The sequence below is a fragment of the Geomonas ferrireducens genome (assembly GCF_004917065.1).
In the GTDB taxonomy this organism is placed as follows: Bacteria; Desulfobacterota; Desulfuromonadia; order Geobacterales; family Geobacteraceae; genus Geomonas; species Geomonas ferrireducens.
The window spans coordinates 1,053,768-1,069,282 of record NZ_SSYA01000001.1 but is presented as its reverse complement, the minus strand read 5'-3'; the positions used below and the strand labels follow the sequence as shown (position 1 = coordinate 1,069,282).

Below are 15,515 nucleotides of genomic sequence, written 5' to 3'. Positions count from 1 at the left end.
ACCATGAACCACTTGTTGCCATAGAGGTACGTCGCCTTGTCCTATCTCGTTCTCGCTAGAAAATGGCGCCCCCAGACCTTCAGCGACCTGGTCGGCCAGGAGCACGTCAGTCAGACCCTGAAAAACGCCATCGACGGCGGCAGGGTGGCCCACGCCTTTCTTTTCACCGGCGCACGCGGCGTCGGCAAGACCAGTTCCGCGCGCATCCTGGCGAAGGCGCTCAACTGCGAGAGCGGGCTGACTGTCGAGCCGTGCAACAGCTGTGCGACCTGCCTCGAAATCACCGATGGGAACTCGGTCGACGTTTTCGAAATCGACGGCGCCTCGAATACCGGCGTCGACGACATCCGCGAGCTGCGGGACAACATCAAGTACCTGCCGTCCCGTTCGCGCTACAAGATCTTCATCATCGACGAAGTGCACATGCTCACCACCAACGCCTTCAACGCGCTGTTGAAGACGCTGGAGGAGCCCCCGCCGCACGTCAAGTTCATCTTCGCCACCACCGAACCGCACAAGGTCCCGATCACCATCCTCTCGCGCTGCCAGCGCTTCGATTTCAAGAGGATCGCGCTGCCGCGCATCGTCTCGAGGCTGCGCTACATCGTGGACCAGGAGGGGGTGCAGATCTCCGACGAGGCGCTCGCCGTGGTGGCGAGAAAGGGCGACGGGAGCATGCGCGACTCGCTCTCGACGCTCGATCAGGTGCTCGCCTTCTGCGGTGATTCCGTAGCAGATGCCGACGTGGCCGCGCTGCTGGGCGTCGTGGATCGGCGTCTCATCATGGACGGCTGCCGCGCGGTGCTCGACAGCGACGTGAAGGGGGCGCTCGAGATCGTGGCCCAGGTGGATTCCTTCGGCTACAGCATGCGCCAGTTCTGCCATGAGCTCATCAACCAGTTTAGGAACATCGCCATCCTGAAGGCGGTGGGCGAGCCGGGAGAGCTTCTGGAGCTCTCCGACGCCGAGCTCGCCGAGTTGCGCGGTTTCGGCGAGAAGAGCGCGCAGCAGGATCTGCAGCGTCACCTGAGCATCCTGCTGAAGAGCGAGGCCGAGATGGCCCACGCCGGTTTCCCGCGCCTGATCCTGGAGATGGCGCTGATGAAGATGGCGGCTCTCGCGCCGGCGATTCCCGTGCAGGAGCTTCTGCGCCGGTTGGACACCCTGGAGCAGGGAGGCCCCGTGCCGCAGCGCAGCGAAGCGTCGCGCCCCTCCGCCCCGGCGTCGCGTCCGGCACCGCAGCACGCCGCCCCGGCGCGTCCCGCAGCCGCCCCCGTCGCCGCCGCGCCTGCGACTGCAACGGCGTCCCATACTTCCCATGCCTCCCATTCGGCCCCGCCTGCCCAGGCCGCTGCAGCCGCAGCAACCACCGGTTTCGCCGGCGCCGCCACCGCCGACCTCTGGAGCGGTTTCGTCCGTGCCGTGAAGGCGAAGAAACCCATGCTTGGCGGTGCCCTGGAGGAGGTCTACCCGGTTAAGGTGTCCCAGGGGCACCTGGAAATCGGCTGTCTGCAGGGGAGCTTCCAACTGACCCGCCTGCAGGACCCCGACCAGATCAACGAGTTGAAGGGGCTTGCCCAGGCGCACTTCGGGGTGCCGACCCAAATCAAGGTGGTCGCGCTCAGCGCGCCCCCTTCCGATGCCGCCCCGACCCTTTCGGAAAAAAAAAGCCTTGAAGATGCCGAGCGAAAGGCAACCCTGAGGCGCGAGGCCGAGGCACACCCGCTGGTGGCCGCCGCGGTGGAGATGTTCGACGGCGAAATCGCCGAGGTGCAGGAATTACCGCGAAAAGAAGCGACAAAATCATAACGATGTTCCGCGGTACGCTGCGACAATAAAAGATAAATTGGAGGATAAGATGTCTAAAGGTTTGGCGCAGATCATGAAACAAGCGCAGATGATGCAGCAGAAGATGGGAAAGCTGCAGGAAGAGGCGGCGGAGCGCACCGCCGAAGTGACCACCGGCGGCGGTGCCGTAACGGTGGTTGTTAACGGCAAGAACCAGGTGCTTTCCCTGGTGATCAAGAAAGAGGCGGTCGATCCGGAAGACGTCGAGATGCTGCAGGACCTGGTGATGACCGCCGTGAACGAGGCGCTCAAGAAGGTGCACCAGGCGATGTCTGAAGAGATGAGCAAGATCACCGGCGGCCTGAGCATTCCGGGACTGTTCTAGGTACTTGGCGCCCGTGCGGCGCCTGATGCAAGTGAGAGGGTGTATGCCGGTTAGTGTGCACCCTCTCATTATAGAAATCATCGATCAAAATTTTTTTGGTAAAAATAACCAGTAAAAACTTGTTTTATCCGTGGTGGGAATATGCTACATTTTTCGGGCTCGCTGACCAGGCTGGTAGGAGAATTGAAGAAACTGCCTGGCGTCGGTGAAAAAAGTGCCTTGCGGCTCGCGTTTCATCTGCTTAAATATCCCGGCAATATCGAGGCCTTAGCCGAGAGCCTCATGCAGGTGAAGGAAAGGGTCCGTTTTTGTTCCGTCTGTTTTGCCATCACCGAGGACGATCCCTGCTGGATCTGCTCCGGTGAGCGGGACGCCGCCACGCTCTGCGTGGTCGAGGAGCCGCAGGACCTGCTTGCACTGGAGAGAAGCCGCGCCTTTCGCGGCCGTTACCACGTGCTGCAGGGCGCTCTTTCACCGTTAAACGGCGTTACACCGCGTGACCTCAGGATCGCAGAGCTTATGCAGCGGCTTGAGGGGGGCGAGGTAAGGGAGGTGCTGATCGCCACCAACTTCAGTGTTGAAGGGGAGGCGACCGCTCTCTACCTGACCAGGATGATCAAGCCTTTGGGGATCAAGGTGACGCGTCTGGCGCACGGCATCCCCATCGGAAGCGATCTGGAATACGTGGATGCGGCGACGGTGCAGCGGGCGGTGGAGGGACGGTCGGAGCTGTGAGTTCCCGGCCGAATGGAAATGTAGAACGATCTTTTACCGTAAAGCCAATGCAAGATTTTCAAACTACAGGAGGAAATCAATGTCCCGCAGAATGGTAACAATCGACGGTAACACCGCGGCAGCCCACGTGGCCCACGCCACCAACGAGGTGATCGCCATCTACCCGATCACCCCTTCTTCCGTCATGGGGGAGATCTCGGACGAGAAGAGCGCCCGGGGGGAGAAGAACATCTGGGGGACCGTTCCTTCGGTCGCCGAGATGCAGTCCGAAGGGGGCGCCGCCGGTGCCGTGCACGGCTCCCTACAGGCGGGCGCGCTGACCACCACCTTCACCGCGAGCCAGGGGCTCCTGCTGATGATCCCGAACATGTTCAAGATCGCAGGCGAGCTCACCTCGACCGTGTTCCACATCTCCGCCCGTGCCATCTCCGCGGCGGCGCTCAACATCTTCGGTGACCATTCCGACGTCATGGCGGCCCGCGCCACCGGCTGGGGCATGCTTTGCTCCAACAACGTGCAGGAGGTCATGGACTTCGCCCTGATCTCCCAGGCCGCGACGCTCAGGGCCCGCGTCCCCTTCATGCACTACTTCGACGGTTTCAGGACCTCCCACGAGGTGCAGAAGGTCGAGGAACTCACCTTTGACGACATGCGGGCGATGATCACCCCGGAGCTGGTCCAGGCGCACCGTGACCGTTGCATGACCCCGGACCGCCCGGTGATGCGCGGCACCGCCCAGAACCCGGACGTTTACTTCCAGGGTCGCGAGACGGTCAACCCCTACTACCCCGCCTGCCTCACCATCGTGCAGGAGGAGATGGACAAGTTCGCCAAGGTGGCCGGCCGCCAGTACAAGCTGGTTGAGTACGTGGGCGCCCCGGACGCCGAGCGCGTCATCATCGTGATGGGCTCCGCCGCCGACACCGTCCAGGAGACCATGGCCACCCTGAACGCCGCCGGCGAGAAGGTAGGCCTCCTGAAGGTCCGCCTCTTCAGGCCGTTCCCGGTCGCCGCCATCGCCGCGGCGCTCCCCGCCTCCGTGAAGAAGATCGCCGTACTCGACCGCACCAAGGAGCCTGGCTCCCTGGGCGAGCCGCTCTACCTGGACGTTCGGACCGCGATCGGCGAGGCGATGGGCGACGGGCTCACCAACTTCAAGCAGTACCCGATCATCGTCGGCGGCCGCTTCGGCTTGGGCTCCAAGGAGTTCACCCCGGGCATGGCCAAGGGGGTCTTTGACAACCTGAAGCTCGACAAGCCGAAGAACCACTTCGTGGTCGGCATCATCGAGGACGTGACCAACTCCTCCCTCGAGTACGATCCGAAGTTCGTGAACCCCTCCGCCGGCACCTACGCCGCGATGTTCTACGGCCTGGGCTCCGACGGTACCGTGGGCGCCAACAAGAACTCCATCAAGATCATCGGCGAGACCACCGACAACAACGTCCAGGCCTACTTCGTGTACGACTCGAAGAAGGCGGGCTCGGTGACCACCTCGCATCTGCGTTTCGGCAAGAACCCGATCCACGCGCCGTACCTGATCGACCAGGCCGACTTCGTCGCCTGCCACAACTTCTCCTTCCTCGAGAAGTACGACATGCTGGCGAACGCGAAGGAAGGGGCCACCTTCCTCCTCTGCTCCCCCTTCGAGCACGACAAGGTGTGGGACTCCATGCCGATCGAGGTGCAGCAGCAGATGATCGAGAAGAAGCTCAAGTTCTACGTGATCAACGCCATCGAGCTCGCCGAGAAGCTGGGTCTTGGCGCCAGGATCAACGTGATCATGCAGACCGCCTTCTTCAAGATCTCCAACATCATCCCGCTCGACACCGCTATCACCGCGATCAAGGACGCCATCAAGAAGTCCTACGGCAAGTCCGGCGAGAAGGTCGTCGAGATGAACAACAAGGCGGTGGACGCAGCACTCGAGAACATCTTCGAGGTGCAGGTACCGGCGATCGCCACCAGCGCGCTCAGAAAACCCCCGGTCGTCGGCTCCCACGCCCCCGACTTCGTCCAGAACGTGACCTCGACCATGATCGCCGGCCTTGGCGACCAGCTCCCGGTGTCCAAGATCCCGGCCGACGGCACCTTCCCGACCGCGACCTCGCAGTACGAGAAGCGCAACATCGCCGTGGACATCCCGGTATGGGACGAGGCGCTCTGCATCCAGTGCGGCATCTGCTCCTTCATCTGCCCGCACGCCTCCATCAGGATGAAGGTTTATGACGCCGACAAGCTCGCCGGCGCACCGGCCACCTTCAAATCCGCCGATGCCCGCGGCAACGAGTTCAAGGGGATGAAGTGCTCCATCCAGGTCGCCCCCGAGGACTGCACCGGCTGCGGCGCCTGCGTGGCGAACTGTCCGGCGAAATCCAAGGAAGATCCGAAGCACAAGGCGATCAACATGAAGTTCCAGGCGCCGCTCAGGGCCTCCGAGGCGGCCAACTACGACTTCTTCCTCAACATCCCCGAGACCGATCCGAGCCTCGTCAAGGTCGACACCCTCAAGGGTAGCCAGCTGGCGCGTCCGCTCTTCGAGTACTCCGGTGCCTGCGCCGGCTGCGGTGAGACCCCGTACCTGAAGCTCCTCTCCCAGCTCTTCGGTGACCGGGCGCTCATCGCCAACGCCACCGGGTGTTCCTCGATCTACGGCGGCAACCTCCCGACCACCCCGTGGGCGAAGAACGCAGACGGGCGCGGCCCGGCCTGGTCCAACTCTCTCTTCGAGGACAACGCCGAGTTCGGCTTCGGCATGAGGCTCGCGGTCGACAAGTTCAACCAGGCCGCCCAGGAGCTCCTGGACCAGGTCGCCCTCCCGGCGGAACTCGTCGCACAGATCAAGGGTGCCGACCAGCAAAACCAGGCCGGCGTCGAGGCGCAGCGTGCACGCATCGAAGAGCTGAAGCAGGCGCTCGCGGCAAGCAAGGAGCCGGCGGCACAGCAGCTTCTCTCCCTCGCCGATTACCTCGTGAAAAAGTCGGTCTGGATCGTCGGCGGCGACGGCTGGGCCTATGACATCGGCTACGGCGGCCTTGACCACGTCATCGCCTCCGGCAAGAACGTGAACCTCCTCGTGCTCGACACCGAGGTCTACTCCAACACCGGCGGTCAGGCCTCCAAGTCGACCCCGATGGGCGCGGTGGCGCAGTTCGCAGCCGGCGGCAAGCCGCAGGCCAAGAAGGACCTCGGCATGATCGCCATGGCCTACGGCAACGTGTACGTCGCCAAGGTCTCCCTCTCCAACCCGGCACAGTGCGTCAAGGCGTTCATCGAGGCGGAGGCCTACGACGGCCCGTCCCTCATCCTCGCGTACAGCCACTGCATCGCGCACGGCATCGACATGGCCACCGCGGTAGAGACCCAGAAGCGCGCGGTTGCCTCCGGCCACTGGCCGCTGGTCCGCTACAACCCGGAGCTCGCCGAGCAGGGCAAGAACCCGCTCGTCCTCGACAGCAAGGACCCGAGCATCTCTCTCGAGGAGTACGCCTACGGCGAGAACCGCTACCGCGTACTGAAGAAGAACAACCCGGACGCCGCCGCTGCACTCATGGCGCGCTCCTCGGAACTCACTGCACGCCGCTTCGATCTGTACAAGCGGATGGCCGAAATGGAGTTCGAGAAATAAGAAAGAAATCTAACAAAAGCGCTTGACAGGGACCAGACCCGTGCATAAACTCTTTACCTGTGCCGGGGATGGTCCCGCTTATCACGAAAGAGTAGTAACAGGAGAAGTCGTAATGGCTAAAGGTGTAGTTAAGTGGTTCAATGACAGCAAGGGTTTTGGTTTCATCGAGCAGGAGAACGGTGAGGATGTGTTCGTACACTTCTCCGCGATCCAGTCCGACGGCTTCAAGTCCCTGGCAGAAGGCGATTCCGTAACTTTCGACGTGCAGCAGGGGCCGAAAGGTCTCCAGGCGGCCAACGTAGTCAGGATTTAAGACTACCTTTAAACGCAAAAAGCCCCCGGGGGAAACTCCGGGGGCTTTTTTATGCCGATAGGCGATGATCTTGGGCTGGTACCATCTTCTCTTACTCGATGCAGGTCCCGACCGAGCCGGGACGGCAGATGGTCTTGTCGGTCCAAAGCGCCCCATCGAGCTTGGCCCCCGCCATTCGGGTTCCCCTGAGGCGTGCCTGGTTCAGCGAGGCGCCGCGCAGGTTGGCGCCGGTCAGGTCGGCGAGCTCGAGGTCGGTCTCCGCCAGGTTCGCCCGCTCGAGGTTCGCGGACTGCAGGTTGGTGCGGTTGAATTTGGCGCCCGCCAGGTCGTAACCCACAAGGTTTAGTCCGCTTAGGTCGGCACCGGAGAAGTCGCGCGTGGAGGAGAGGATCCTCTGCACCTCGGGCTGGGTCATGCGCCGGTTCGTGACCTTCGCATTGACCGCCGCGCCCCCCCCCTTGCCCTTCGCGCTTTTCTTACCCTTCGTTACCTTCTTTTTCTTCCCCTTGACCTGCTTTTTGCCCCCCTTCTTTTTGCTGACCTGGGCCGCGGACTTCCCCGATTCCACTTCCCTGGCGAGGGCGGCCAGCTTCGCTTCGGCGGCCTTTAGGGTCTGTGCCTCGGCGCTCTCCTTGGCCGCGCTATCTTTGGTGGGTGCCTCCTTGGCGGGAGCGGGTGCAGGGGCGTCGGCCCCCAGTGCAAGTACGGGATAGGTCGCGGCCAGCCAGGCGGCGAGGGTGATGCGTGCGATATGGGCTGCAAAAGGGCGGTTCATGGGCGCCTCCGTAACATGTTCCGACTCCCCGGACTGGTTCCGGGAGTGTGCTTGTTCCCTTATCGGCAGGGGTGCGAAAAAACTGAAAGGTGTTTACCTTGTGGTATGGTCGAAATTCTCATTATAATGGAGGTGCCGTCCCGACAATAAGCGGGGCGGTGTGCTATATTTAACAGTCGCGCGCCCGGCGCGCCACGCAGATAATTTTCATCGGGAGCATCATGGCAACGAACAAGATCATCGTAAAAGGTGCCTGCGAGCACAACCTCAAATGCATCGACGTCGAAATCCCGCGCGACCAGCTCGTGGTCATCACCGGCATATCCGGCTCGGGGAAATCGACGCTCGCCTTCGACACCATCTACGCGGAGGGGCAGCGGCGCTACGTCGAGTCCCTCTCCGCCTATGCACGGCAGTTCCTGGAGCAGATGGAGAAACCCGACGTCGAATCGATCGAGGGACTCTCCCCGGCCATCTCCATCGAACAGAAGACTACCAGCAAGAACCCCCGGTCGACGGTGGGGACCGTCACCGAAATCTACGATTACCTCCGCCTGCTCTTCGCCCGCATCGGCAAGCCGCACTGCTACAACTGCGGCAGGCTCATCACGTCGCAGACGGTGTCGCAGATGGTGGACCAGATCGCTGCGCTCCCCCAGGGGGCGAAGCTGACCCTGCTCTCCCCGATCGTGCGCGGCAGGAAGGGGGAGTACAAAAAGGAACTGGCGCAGCTTAGAAAGGACGGCTTCGTCAGGGTCGTCGTCGACGGCGAGACCCACGACCTCGCCGAGGAGATCACCCTCGACAAGAAGAAAAAGCACGACATCGACATCGTGGTGGACCGTCTGGTGGTGAAGCCGGGTTTCGAGAAGCGTCTCGCGGATTCCTTGGAGACGGCGCTCTCCCATGCTGAGGGGATCGTGAAGGTGGCGCTCTCCGAGGATGAAAGCCGCGGTGTGAAGGCCGAGACCCACCTCTTCTCGGAGTCGGCGGCCTGCATCGAGTGTGGCATCTCCTATCCCGAGATGACCCCGCGCATGTTCTCCTTCAACAACCCTTACGGCGCCTGCCCGGACTGCACCGGCCTTGGCACGCGCATGTACCTCGACGCCGAGCTGGTCATCCCGGAGCCTGAACTCTCGCTCGCCGACGGCGCCATCGCACCCTGGGAGAAGCGCTTCTCCGGGTGGTACCAGCAGACGCTCGCCGCGCTCGCCAAGGCCTACGGCTTCGACATGCATGCCCCCTTCAAGAGCCTCTCGAAGAAGGCGAAGGACGTGATCCTGAACGGCTCGCAAGGGGAACAGGTCGAGTTCTGGTGGATCGACGAGACCGGGAAGAAGCACAACTACAAGAAGGCCTTCGAAGGGGTGCTGAACAACCTGGAGCGGCGCCACCGCGAGAGCGAATCGGAGCAGGTGCGCGAGGAGCTCGAGAAGTACATGGGGGTTATGCCGTGCCCGACCTGCGAGGGTGCGCGCCTCAAAAAGGAGGCGCTCCACGTGACGGTGGGGGAAAGAAACATCCGGCAGGTGACCGCGCTTTCCATCAAGGACTCCCTCGCCTTCTTCGCCGCGCTGTCGCTTACCGACAAGGAAGAGGACATCGCACGCAGGATCCTGAAGGAGATCAGGGAGCGCCTGAACTTCCTGGTCAACGTAGGGCTCGACTACCTCTCCCTGGACCGCTCCTCCGGGACCCTTTCAGGGGGTGAGGGACAGAGGATCAGGCTCGCCACCCAGATCGGCTCATCGCTCGTCGGGGTCCTCTACATCCTCGACGAGCCTTCCATCGGGCTGCACCAGCGCGACAACGGGCGTCTGCTCTCGACGCTTCGGCACCTGCGCGACATCGGCAACACGGTGCTCGTCGTTGAGCACGACGAGGAGACCATCACCGAGGCGGACTGGGTCATCGACATGGGGCCGGGGGCAGGGGTGCACGGTGGCGAGGTGGTGGCAGAGGGGACTCCGGCCGAGATCATGGCGAACCCGCACTCCCTGACCGGGCGCTACCTCTCCGGCGCGCTCACCATCCCGATACCTAAAAAGCGCAGGAAAGGGCACCGCTTCCTGCACATCGAGGGGGCGGCGGAGAACAACCTGAAGAACGTGAGCGTCGACGTGCCGCTCGGGGTGATGACCTGCATCACCGGCGTCTCGGGTTCGGGCAAGTCGTCACTCATCATCGACACCCTGTACAAGACGCTGAACCAGCGCCTCTACAAGAGCCGCGAGAAGGCGGGGGCGGTGCGGGCGATCCGCGGCACCGAGGTGCTCGACAAGGTCATCAACATCGACCAGTCCCCCATCGGGCGGACACCGCGCTCGAACCCGGCGACCTACACCGGGCTCTTTACCGAGATCCGGGAGATCTTCGCCCAGCTGCCGGAATCGAAGGTGCGCGGCTACAAGCCGGGACGCTACTCCTTCAACGTGAAGGGGGGGCGCTGCGAGGCCTGCTCGGGGGACGGCATCATAAAGATAGAGATGCACTTTCTCCCGGACGTGTACGTGGAGTGCGAGGTCTGCAAGGGGGCCCGTTACAACCGCGAAACCCTCGAGGTGCGCTTCAAGGGGCACTCCATCGCCGAGGTCCTGGACATGACGGTCTCGCAGGCCCTCGTTTTCCTGGAGCACATCCCGCGCATCAGGACGAAGCTGCAGACCCTGGAAGAGGTAGGGCTCGGCTACATAAAGCTCGGCCAGTCGGCCACGACCCTCTCCGGCGGCGAGGCGCAGCGCGTGAAGCTCGCCAAGGAACTCTCCAAGCGCGCTACCGGGCGCACCATCTACATCCTGGACGAGCCGACCACGGGCCTTCATTTCGCCGATATCGCGAAGCTTTTGGAGGTGCTGCACAAGCTCGTGGAGGCGGGGAATACCATCGTGGTGATCGAGCACAACCTGGACGTCATCAAGACGGCGGACTGGATCATCGACCTCGGGCCGGAAGGCGGGGACCGCGGCGGAGAGATCATCGCAGTCGGCACCCCGGAGCAGGTGGCTCGCGTCGAGCGCTCCTACACGGGGCAGTACCTCGCGAAGATGCTCCCCTAGCGACGGGGGCAGGGAGGAGACCATGACGGGCGGAGAAAAATGCAGCCACACTCCTGAAGAGAGAAAAGGTTGTGCCGTCTGCCGGGAGGAGGAGCCTGAGCCTTTCTGGTGCGGCTCCTGCAACAGGGGGGTGCCGCAGAAGCGGTGCCCGTACTGCGGTCTGAAGGCCCGGAAAAAGAAGGGATAGCCCCGACGATTTAACGAGAAAGTACGTTATAATCTGCTCATTGTTTTTCAGGCGGTGTACGGAAGGAGCTTCTCATGTGCAACGCATCGCTTATCAAGATCATGTTTTTCCTGTTGCTGCTGACACAGGTCGGCTGCTCCAATCTGCTACCGAGGTCGAAGGCGATCACCGAGTCGCCGTGGCAGGAGTACGACGCGGCGAAGGCCTCCTTTGACAGTATCATAGTCGGGAAGACGACCGTGGAGGACCTGCAGAAGATGGGGTTCGACGTCAAGTCTTCGCCGAACATCAGGGTCCTCAACTACCTGGACATTGCCGCCATGCTGCAGGGGATGCCGGCGAAGGACATCGACCCGGGGCTGCAGGCGTGCTTGAGGGCGCGCGAGGATTGCCGCGCTTACGTCTTCGAGCCCAAGCGCAACTACAGCAAGCGGGTCGGCAACTTCTGGCTTGATATCCTGAACTTCAAGCGCAAGACCCACGAGACTGGCTGGCGTTTCAAGGCGCTCATCGTTTTCGTGAACCATCATGTGGCGTACAAGCTTTCCAGCGGCGAGCCCAAGATCGACCAGATGACCGACCAGGTGAACCCGCTCGGGCCGCTGCAGGCGCCTGCCGACATGATCACCAGGACGCTTTTCTGACAGGACCGAGTAACCGGTTACCCAGCCTGCAGCGTGACGGACGTTGCAGGCTTTTTTGTGCCCTCCAGGTTCCCCGACTCATCTCTTGGTTCCCGCCGCAATTGATGTTATTGTGCATCGGTCAAAAACACGCAGGAGAGTCCTATGCATGACGCGCAGCACCCGTTTCACACCCTGACCCCGAACTTCATCATGGACGCCGTGGAGAGCCAGGGGTTCCGCTGTGACTGCCGCACCTCGGCCCTCAACAGCTACGAGAACCGCGTCTACCAGGTGGGGATAGAGGAGGAAAAGCCGCTCATCGCCAAGTTCTACCGGCCCGGGCGCTGGAGCGACGACCAGATCATCGAGGAGCACCGCTTCACCCTCGAACTCGCCGGCCACGAGCTCTCCGTGGTGGCCCCCTGGCTGAACCAGGCCGGTGCGAGCCTCTTCCACTACAAGGGGTTCCGCTTCGCGCTCTACCCGCGCCAGGGGGGGCACGCCCCCGAGTTCGACAACGACGCGAACCTCCTGATCCTCGGCCGCATGTTGGGCCGGATCCACAGTATCGGCGCAGTGCGCCCCTTCGAGCACCGCCCCGCGCTCACAAGCGGCGACTTCGGCTACGACAGCTCCGCCTTCATCGCCGAGCGTTTCATACCGGACGAGTACCGCGAGAGCTACCAGGCGGTGACGCGGCAGCTTTTGCAGGGGATCGACGATGCCTTCGCCTCGGTACCGCAGCTCGCCTGCGTCCGGGCTCACGGCGACTGCCACGCCGGGAACATCCTGTGGCGCGACGACGCCCCCCATTTTGTCGACTTCGACGACGCGCGCATGGCGCCGGCGGTCCAGGACCTCTGGATGATGCTCTCGGGAGACCGGCCGCGCCAGCTGGCGCAGCTTGCCCAGCTCGTAAAGGGGTACCGCGAGTTTTACGATTTCAACCCTGCCGAGCTGCGCCTCATCGAGCCCCTGCGGGCGCTGCGCATGATGCATTACAGCGCGTGGCTTGCCCGGCGCTGGGATGATCCCGCTTTCCCCGTCGCCTTCCCCTGGTTCAACACGGTGCGCTACTGGGGTGAGCATCTGCTCCAGTTGCGCGAGCAGCTGGCGGCGCTGGATGAGCCGCCGCTGGAACTCCCCTGACCTGCAAGAAAGAAAGAGGCGACCCATAGGGCCGCCTCTTTCTTTACACGTTGCACCGCACCGCTCTAGCGGGACTTCTTCTCCAGTTCCTGGTCCAGGTGTTTCAACTGCTCGATGCGCTGGCTCAGCTCCTCCATCTCGCGGTTGAGCGCTTGGTTGCTGGTGCGCAGGGCGCGGTTTTGTCGTTTCTGTTCTTCGGCCAGGTTCACCAGGTCGGTTACCGGAGCCGCCAGCAGGGTCCACTGGCTCGCCGGATACTCCTTCTTCAGCCGCCGCAAGAGGCGCTGCGCCTGGGCCGATGCGGGACGGTCCGCCTTGGTTTTCATGGTCAGAAGGGCCAGGCGGAAGAGCGCCTCGTCGGTCACTCCCGCCACGCCGGGTTCGTTGCAAACCGCGGTAAGAAGTCCGGCGGCACCGGTGGCGTCTCCTTCCTGGAGCAGCGTCGTTGCCCGCGCGAGCTGGCGGGATCCGCTGTAGCGGTCGAAAAGGTTGGCCTCCCCGGTCCGGGTGTTGGCACACCCTCCGCAGCATAGGAGGATCGGGATGAGTAGCAGCGTCTTTCTCATGCAGTCTCCCTTTCCGGGGTCCCGATCAGGTAGGTGCTCCCAGTCTTCCCCTTGGCACGGTCCTTCACCTTGGCTGCGGCCCTCGCGATCTCGACGGCGGAGGCGAACTGGTCCCTGCCGCAGACGATCACCGCGATGGAGATGGTCATCACCGGGAAGAAGCGCTGCACGCCGTAGCGGTCGCTCCCCTCGATCCCGCCGGCCCTCAGGTCTTCGGGGGAGTAGTGTTTGACCACCTCGGCATTGAAGCTGCTGATCACTTCCTCGCAGACCGGCTTCACCCGGTCCATAGGGATCACCATGACGAAGTCGTCCCCCCCCACGTGCCCGACGAAGCCATCCCCCCCCCCGTTGTCTTTCACCGCTGCCTGGATCAGGTCGCCGGTCAGGCGGAGCAGTTCGCTTCCCTTGGCGTAGCCGTAGTGGTCGCCGTACGGCTTGAAGTTGTCGAGGTCGGCGTAGCAGAAGGCGAAAGGGGCGCCGCCTTGCAGCCGCTCCTCGAGCACCCGCTCTATCGCTATGTTCCCGGGGAGCCGGGTGAGCGGGCTTGCGTCGAGGCTCATCTGTTCGAGTACCTTGAGCCGCGCCGCCATCTTGGTGAAGTCGCGGGCGAGGTCGCTGATCTCGTCGCCGTAGGGGACCTCGGGGCGGTAGTCGAAGTCGCCGGCGGCGATCCGGTGCGTGGCGCTTTGCAGCTCCCTGATCGCTCCGAAGGTGCGGTAGGTGACCACCGGGGCGACGCCGATGGCGAGGAGAAAGCCGGTGCAGGAGATGGCGATGGTCCACCAGACGGTCCGCTTCTGCTGTTCGTCGGCGCGCGCGAGCACCACCTTCAGCTTGTCCCTGCGTTTAAGGTAGCTCGTATCGATGGCGTTCAGGACCCGGAGCGCCGGGGTACGCAGCGCTCCGGTCCCCGCCGATTGGCCGGAAAAGACCTTTTCCGAGGCCTTCTGGTATTCGAGATAGAGCCGCTTCAGCTCCGTTAGATCCGGTGTGGGGGGCGTCCGCTCCAGCATGGTGAGGCTCGCCTGCGCCTCGGCCTGCCGCTGGTGAAAAAGGTCTATGAACGCAGGGTCCCTAAGGATGACGTACTTTCCGGCGAAACTTTCCTGTGCCAGCAGCGAGGTGCGCAGCTCGATGAGGGCGCTGATGACGGGGAGCTCTTTGTTGGCGATATCCCGGGAGATGTTGGTGCTGCGGTAGATGTTGTAGGAAGAGAAGACCAGGGCCGCGGCGGTGAAGAGCGCCATGGCTGCGTAGCCTGCCGTTATCTTCTGGATCAGGGTCATGTTGGATAGACTGAACCGGGAAGACGTTATTGTGCTGGCTGTTTCAGACATGGGTATAGATATTAGGGCACGGCACCGGCAAAGTCAACGTGGCGGTTGCTGTCAGTGGTTTGATGTGAGACGGAACTGGGACAGTATCCTGGTTGCGGCCTCTTCGAGAGTCTCGTCGTTCAGCAGCACAACGTGGTGAGCATGCTTCTGATACAGTGCGAAGCGCCGTTCGTACAGCTCATCGAGACCGCCTTCACTCATCCCGACAATGCCGCGCGGTGCTTCGCTTGCTATACGTTCATGCAGCTTTTGAACTGGGAGGGCGAGGAAGATGATGGTGGAGAGCGAGGCGAGGTGACGCATGGCGGCGTCCGAATAGACCACGCTTCCCCCGGTGGAGATGACGGCGTGGTCGTCAGGGGCAAGCGCCAGCACGGTCTCCTCCTCGACCCGGCGGAATTCTTCCGCATCGAGCTCGTCGACCACGGCCTGCAGCTTTTTCCCGAAGCGCTGCTCGATGCAATGATCGGTGTCGATGAACTCCCAGCCGAGCCGCGCGGCGACGGTACGGCCGATGGCGCTCTTGCCGGAGCCTGGCATCCCTATCAAGGTGAGTCGTTCCATGTCACCCCCAGCGGCGGGTGTGCGGCCGGTTCTCCGCACGAGGCCGGGACTCCGCGATTACTGCCGCACCGGCAGCAGGGCCGCCTCCAGCAGGGCGCGCAGCGCCTTGTCGCTTCCTGCCTCGCGGTTGACGATCGCCTTGCGCTCCCGGCGGGAGATGAGGGCTTCGAGGTGCGCGGCGGCCTCAACGGTGCCTCCGGCGATGGAGGCGGAGAGCTGACACAGGATCTGGACCGGCAGCCCGTTTCGGTACCCTTGCACAAGTTTGCCGATCTCTTCGTGGCGCTGCTCGTAGCTCCAGGTCTGGTAGACCTCGTCGCCCAAGTTGTTTAACTTTCCCTGTATGCCGCTCAGCTTTTCAAGCATCCCTTGTTTCTCCTTGCGCCGCTATCTTGTTGGC

At 62.9% G+C, this 15,515-nt stretch carries 14 protein-coding genes; 9 read left to right on the top strand and 5 right to left on the bottom strand.

Features of this window, described 5'->3' with window-relative positions:
• Positions 1-36: 36 nt before the first annotated feature.
• The 5 genes from dnaX (at position 37) to E8L22_RS04535 (ending at position 6,849) form a co-directional block, all read left to right on the top strand.
• The gene (gene dnaX, locus E8L22_RS04555) at positions 37-1,809 is read left to right on the top strand and encodes a DNA polymerase III subunit gamma/tau (protein WP_136524049.1); all 1,773 of its coding nucleotides are present in this window, start codon (positions 37-39) and stop codon (positions 1,807-1,809) included.
• 49 nt (positions 1,810-1,858) lie between these two features.
• Complete coding sequence (locus E8L22_RS04550) at positions 1,859-2,173, top strand: YbaB/EbfC family nucleoid-associated protein (RefSeq protein WP_135868832.1); 315 nt, start codon at positions 1,859-1,861, stop codon at positions 2,171-2,173.
• A gap of 141 nt (positions 2,174-2,314) precedes the next feature.
• Entirely contained in the window at positions 2,315-2,908 is a 594-nt protein-coding gene (gene recR / locus E8L22_RS04545) for a recombination mediator RecR (protein ID WP_129125224.1), read from the top strand.
• A gap of 79 nt (positions 2,909-2,987) precedes the next feature.
• Positions 2,988-6,536 carry a pyruvate:ferredoxin (flavodoxin) oxidoreductase gene (gene nifJ, locus E8L22_RS04540; protein ID WP_136524048.1) on the top strand — a complete coding sequence of 1,183 codons (3,549 nt, stop codon included), beginning with the start codon at positions 2,988-2,990 and terminating at the stop codon, positions 6,534-6,536.
• Positions 6,537-6,648: 112 nt separating this feature from the next.
• Entirely contained in the window at positions 6,649-6,849 is a 201-nt protein-coding gene (locus E8L22_RS04535) for a cold-shock protein (protein WP_136524047.1), read from the top strand.
• A gap of 91 nt (positions 6,850-6,940) precedes the next feature.
• On the opposite strand, the gene E8L22_RS04530 is transcribed toward E8L22_RS04535, so the two are convergent.
• Positions 6,941-7,624, bottom strand: a complete 684-nt coding sequence (locus E8L22_RS04530) for a pentapeptide repeat-containing protein (RefSeq protein WP_136524046.1) — start codon at positions 7,622-7,624, stop codon at positions 6,941-6,943.
• Between the two features lie 221 nt (positions 7,625-7,845).
• Between E8L22_RS04530 and uvrA the strand changes: the two genes are divergently transcribed.
• From uvrA to E8L22_RS04515, 4 genes are all read left to right on the top strand, one after another.
• On the top strand, positions 7,846-10,683 hold the full coding sequence (gene uvrA, locus E8L22_RS04525; RefSeq protein ID WP_136524045.1) for an excinuclease ABC subunit UvrA: 2,838 nt from the start codon (positions 7,846-7,848) through the stop codon (positions 10,681-10,683).
• A 22-nt stretch (positions 10,684-10,705) separates the two neighbouring features.
• The gene (locus E8L22_RS21480; RefSeq protein WP_198420119.1) at positions 10,706-10,870 is read left to right on the top strand and encodes a hypothetical protein; all 165 of its coding nucleotides are present in this window, start codon (positions 10,706-10,708) and stop codon (positions 10,868-10,870) included.
• Positions 10,871-10,944: 74 nt separating this feature from the next.
• On the top strand, positions 10,945-11,514 hold the full coding sequence (locus tag E8L22_RS04520; protein ID WP_136524044.1) for a hypothetical protein: 570 nt from the start codon (positions 10,945-10,947) through the stop codon (positions 11,512-11,514).
• A gap of 144 nt (positions 11,515-11,658) precedes the next feature.
• On the top strand, positions 11,659-12,645 hold the full coding sequence (locus E8L22_RS04515; protein WP_136524043.1) for a serine/threonine protein kinase: 987 nt from the start codon (positions 11,659-11,661) through the stop codon (positions 12,643-12,645).
• Positions 12,646-12,710: 65 nt separating this feature from the next.
• Here E8L22_RS04515 and E8L22_RS04510 read toward each other — a convergent pair whose 3' ends face one another.
• The 4 genes from E8L22_RS04510 to E8L22_RS04495 all read right to left on the bottom strand — a co-directional run bounded on the left by E8L22_RS04510 (position 12,711) and on the right by E8L22_RS04495 (position 15,481).
• Entirely contained in the window at positions 12,711-13,211 is a 501-nt protein-coding gene (locus tag E8L22_RS04510; RefSeq protein WP_136524042.1) for a hypothetical protein, read from the bottom strand.
• A complete protein-coding gene (locus E8L22_RS04505; RefSeq protein ID WP_246044545.1) occupies positions 13,208-14,500 on the bottom strand; it encodes a GGDEF domain-containing protein in 1,293 nt (430 codons plus the stop codon). The genes E8L22_RS04510 and E8L22_RS04505 overlap by 4 nt, the downstream gene beginning before the upstream one ends.
• A gap of 102 nt (positions 14,501-14,602) precedes the next feature.
• Complete coding sequence (locus E8L22_RS04500) at positions 14,603-15,115, bottom strand: shikimate kinase (RefSeq protein ID WP_136524040.1); 513 nt, start codon at positions 15,113-15,115, stop codon at positions 14,603-14,605.
• A 57-nt stretch (positions 15,116-15,172) separates the two neighbouring features.
• Entirely contained in the window at positions 15,173-15,481 is a 309-nt protein-coding gene (locus E8L22_RS04495) for a hypothetical protein (RefSeq protein ID WP_198420118.1), read from the bottom strand.
• Positions 15,482-15,515 lie beyond the last annotated feature (34 nt).

What these genes read in the sequence shown, in the direction of transcription:
- E8L22_RS04505 (WP_246044545.1), bottom strand. Translation starts at nt 14,500, where the DNA reads ATGACCCTGATCCAGAAGATAACGGCAGGCTACGCAGCCATGGCGCTC.
- E8L22_RS04530 (WP_136524046.1), bottom strand. Translation starts at nt 7,624, where the DNA reads ATGAACCGCCCTTTTGCAGCCCATATCGCACGCATCACCCTCGCCGCC.
- E8L22_RS04510 (WP_136524042.1), bottom strand. Translation starts at nt 13,211, where the DNA reads ATGAGAAAGACGCTGCTACTCATCCCGATCCTCCTATGCTGCGGAGGG.
- E8L22_RS04515 (WP_136524043.1), top strand. Translation starts at nt 11,659, where the DNA reads ATGCATGACGCGCAGCACCCGTTTCACACCCTGACCCCGAACTTCATC.
- E8L22_RS04535 (WP_136524047.1), top strand. Translation starts at nt 6,649, where the DNA reads ATGGCTAAAGGTGTAGTTAAGTGGTTCAATGACAGCAAGGGTTTTGGT.
- uvrA (WP_136524045.1), top strand. Translation starts at nt 7,846, where the DNA reads ATGGCAACGAACAAGATCATCGTAAAAGGTGCCTGCGAGCACAACCTC.
- E8L22_RS04495 (WP_198420118.1), bottom strand. Translation starts at nt 15,481, where the DNA reads ATGCTTGAAAAGCTGAGCGGCATACAGGGAAAGTTAAACAACTTGGGC.
- E8L22_RS04550 (WP_135868832.1), top strand. Translation starts at nt 1,859, where the DNA reads ATGTCTAAAGGTTTGGCGCAGATCATGAAACAAGCGCAGATGATGCAG.
- E8L22_RS04520 (WP_136524044.1), top strand. Translation starts at nt 10,945, where the DNA reads ATGTGCAACGCATCGCTTATCAAGATCATGTTTTTCCTGTTGCTGCTG.
- E8L22_RS21480 (WP_198420119.1), top strand. Translation starts at nt 10,706, where the DNA reads ATGACGGGCGGAGAAAAATGCAGCCACACTCCTGAAGAGAGAAAAGGT.
- recR (WP_129125224.1), top strand. Translation starts at nt 2,315, where the DNA reads ATGCTACATTTTTCGGGCTCGCTGACCAGGCTGGTAGGAGAATTGAAG.
- nifJ (WP_136524048.1), top strand. Translation starts at nt 2,988, where the DNA reads ATGTCCCGCAGAATGGTAACAATCGACGGTAACACCGCGGCAGCCCAC.
- E8L22_RS04500 (WP_136524040.1), bottom strand. Translation starts at nt 15,115, where the DNA reads ATGGAACGACTCACCTTGATAGGGATGCCAGGCTCCGGCAAGAGCGCC.